This is a genomic window from Filifactor sp. (assembly GCF_057248345.1).
Window position 1 is genome coordinate 1 of sequence record NZ_DBHIIC010000073.1, and the last position, 3,301, is coordinate 3,301.

Here is a 3,301-nt window from a genome sequence, read left to right on the forward strand (position 1 = left end):
CATCGCTGATGATACTTGGGGTGCAGACCCCCGGGAAAGTAAGTCGTAGCCAATTCTTTGAAGCATCGAATATCTATTCGGTGCTTTTTTGTGTATCAAGAAATCTTTGATTCGAGTATTTCACTATTTTTAATTATGCAAAAATCAAGGAAGTGTACAAAGAACCGAAATCACAATAAAACAGTTGGAGCAGGTTTATCTCTACAGATAGTATTTTGATATTTCCTGTTAACTCAATTGATTAGATTAAGGTAATTACAAGTCCAATATTTTTTTAATACTGTATTCTATTTCACCGAGTGCAAGAGATTTTTTATGATGGTAGGGATTCTTTTTTTTCGAATTACAATGATGAAACAGATTTTTAGGAAGTCTATAAGGACTATGGATAAGTTTTGAAAGATAGGACTAGCTAATGCTTTTTATGGGGATCTATGGTAAAATAGGAAATAGAGCTTAGACAGATTAGATATTTGGAACAAGTTGCATTGTCATCAATTTGACCGAAGAATGTTTATCATCATGATTAGATGAACAGTATCGTGAAATGAGAATGCTGAGATGATTTACTTATTGAATGATATAAAGAAAGGGAGGGATGATGAATTGCAGTATTGTCTAAGAGTGCGATTCATCAGTTAGTATGAAACAAATACTGGAAAATAAAGCGTGTTGTATTGGTCCTATGCCGGAAGCGATTGTTTCTGTAAGAGATAAGGAAGGAAACAACAATGCATTGGTAGTTGGATTTATTGCGAATGTCAGTTTGGATCCTGCTATGGTAATGGTAGGAATCATTCCAAGCAGATATTCTCATCATATTGTAAAAGAAAATCCATGCTTTGTCATTAACTTTCCGGATTCTGCTTTTAAGGAAGAATATTTGTATTTGGGTAGCGTGTCCGGAGCAAAAGAAAATAAGTTTGAAACAAAGAACATTCAGTGGAAGGATGGAGAAGTTGTGAACGCTCCTATTTTAACTGATTGTCCACTTAACATTGAATGTACTGTAACAGAATCTTTGAAACCGGGTACACATGAGCTATTTATAGCTAAAGTAGAAAAAGTACATTGTTCAGAAGAGTATCTTGGTGCAACCGGAAAAATTGATTGGAGTAAAATTGGTATCAAATAGTTATTTTTATTATAATTGTGATAAAAAGCTATTAAAGAGGGCTTTTAGGAGGTTTTCATGAGAAAAATAAAGGTGTGCAGTGTGTTTGGAACACGCCCCGAAGCAATTAAAATGGCACCTTTGGTAAAGGAATTACAGAGCAGAGAAGAACTTGATGCAAAAGTGTTAGTAACTGCACAACATAGAGAAATGTTGGATTCGGTGCTTGAATTGTTCGATATTACGCCTGATTTTGACTTGAATATTATGAAACACGGTCAAACAATCACTGATATTACAACAAGAGTACTGCATGGAGTTGGAGAAATTTTTGAGCAGGAAAAACCCGATTTAGTTTTGGTACATGGGGATACTACGACAACTTTTGCAGCAGCTTTAGCGTCTTTTTATCAAAAAATAGCAGTAGGACATGTCGAGGCCGGACTAAGAACCGGAAATATCTATTCTCCCTATCCGGAAGAAATGAATCGGAAATTGACAGGTTCTTTGGCAACCTATCATTTTTCTCCAACTATAATGAATGTAGAGAATTTGCTTCGTGAAAATATTTCTAAAGAAAATATTGTAATTACCGGAAATACGGTGATTGATGCGCTGTTATCAGTGACAGATAAATCTTATCGATTTGAGATAGAAGAGTTAAATGAAATTGATGAAACAAAGCAAAGATTGATACTTTTGACTTGCCATAGACGAGAAAACTGGGGAGAGCCGATGAAACAGATTTTTGAGGCTATCAATGAATTGACGAGCAAACATTCTGATGTGGTTGTGGTATTTCCAATACACAAGAATCCATCTATTCGAGAACTTGCAAGAACATATTTCGGAAACAATCCATCCGTTCGATTGATAGAACCGTTAGATTATGAGCCGTTTGCTAATTTGATGAAGAAATCGTATCTGATTTTAACAGACTCGGGAGGAATTCAAGAAGAAGCACCGGCGCTTGGAAAACCTGTTTTAGTACTTCGTACGGAAACAGAACGTCCTGAGGCAGTCAAAGCAGGCACAGTGAGAATTGCCGGAATTGAAACAGAAAGAATTGTTCAGTTGGCAGATGAACTGTTAAGCAGTCAAAAATCTTATGATGAGATGGCGCATGCTGCCAATCCGTATGGAGATGGAACAAGCTCCAAACAAATAGCAGATTTCATTGTATCCAAAAGAGAAGAATTGATTGGTGAATAGATAAAATTTAGGGAACACATCCTCGAATAGCGATGTTTGATGGAATAGAAACATCTATTTCTTTGTTTTTCTAGATATTTATAAATGAAGTAATGATAAAAAAGTAGTTGGTGATACATCCGACTGCTTTTTTTTATGAGGAAATAGAATAAGGCATTCGGGATGGAAAAAATGAATAATACCCTAGGAGTTTTTTATCAATGTTTAGAACGTGGATTTAAAACAGATGTCAGAAAAGCACAAATGATGAATTGAGAATATGAAACGGATATGATTTCAGAGGGAAGAGTTTAGGGAGAATATTATTCTGTTCAGATTTTTCTAAAAGCAGATAGATTAGATGAAATATTTGAAATTCCAATTTAGTAGTAAATGGGTATCATTATTTTTTTGATTTGAAACGTTTATCCGATTGCTTTTTGTAGTTATCAATACTGTTTGTTGATATTAGTAGATTTTATTAAAAAAAACGAACCGGTATACACATTGTTTTACCATATAGATAGTAGTTTTATTATCAACACATTTTGTCTTATAGATTTTTATTCTGAGGGACGGGAAGTTGATACAACAAAAAAAGACCTAAACTAGGTCTTTTGCTTGCTGAATTAGTCTCTTTTGAATTTTTTGTTGAAACGTTCGATACGTCCACCTTTTTCCATGGTTTTTGCTTGACCGGTGAAGAAAGGATGACATTTAGAACAAATTTCCACAGAAATTTCATCTTTTGTAGAACCTGCTGTAAATGTATTTCCACATGCACAACGTACTTGTACTTCCTTATATTCTGGATGTAAATTCTCTTTCATCTTTTTCACCTCTCTCTAAATCAATATATTGGTAATACTAACTAATAAAGTATAACATAGCTTTTTTAAAATAGCAATTATAATATTATGATTTTTATTGTTTTTTATGTGTTCTTAAATTGCAATATCAAATTGAACTAATTCCTCATTATCATCTAAAAGTCCT

The 3,301-nt window shown here is 33.9% G+C and carries 3 protein-coding genes; 2 read left to right on the plus strand and 1 reads right to left on the minus strand.

Annotated elements, in window-relative coordinates; genetic code table 11:
• The first annotated feature begins 643 nt into the window (after nt 1-643).
• Together ACO5GE_RS07845 and wecB are read left to right on the plus strand one after the other, a co-directional pair.
• Nucleotides 644-1,135 carry a flavin reductase family protein gene (locus ACO5GE_RS07845; RefSeq protein WP_484830358.1) on the plus strand — a complete coding sequence of 164 codons (492 nt, stop codon included), beginning with the start codon at nt 644-646 and terminating at the stop codon, nt 1,133-1,135.
• Nucleotides 1,136-1,192: 57 nt separating this feature from the next.
• The gene (gene wecB, locus ACO5GE_RS07850; RefSeq protein WP_484830359.1) at nt 1,193-2,326 is read left to right on the plus strand and encodes a non-hydrolyzing UDP-N-acetylglucosamine 2-epimerase; all 1,134 of its coding nucleotides are present in this window, start codon (nt 1,193-1,195) and stop codon (nt 2,324-2,326) included.
• 608 nt (nt 2,327-2,934) lie between these two features.
• Here the strand turns inward: wecB and rpmE are convergent.
• Nucleotides 2,935-3,135 (minus strand): 50S ribosomal protein L31, encoded by a 201-nt coding sequence (gene rpmE / locus ACO5GE_RS07855; protein WP_014262432.1) that lies wholly within the window; start codon nt 3,133-3,135, stop codon nt 2,935-2,937.
• Nucleotides 3,136-3,301: the final 166 nt, after the last annotated feature.

Bases quoted from the DNA above. Each gene is read 5' to 3' on its own strand.
- ACO5GE_RS07845 (WP_484830358.1), top strand. From the start codon at position 644: ATGAAACAAATACTGGAAAATAAAGCGTGTTGTATTGGTCCTATGCCG.
- wecB (WP_484830359.1), top strand. From the start codon at position 1,193: ATGAGAAAAATAAAGGTGTGCAGTGTGTTTGGAACACGCCCCGAAGCA.
- rpmE (WP_014262432.1), bottom strand. From the start codon at position 3,135: ATGAAAGAGAATTTACATCCAGAATATAAGGAAGTACAAGTACGTTGT.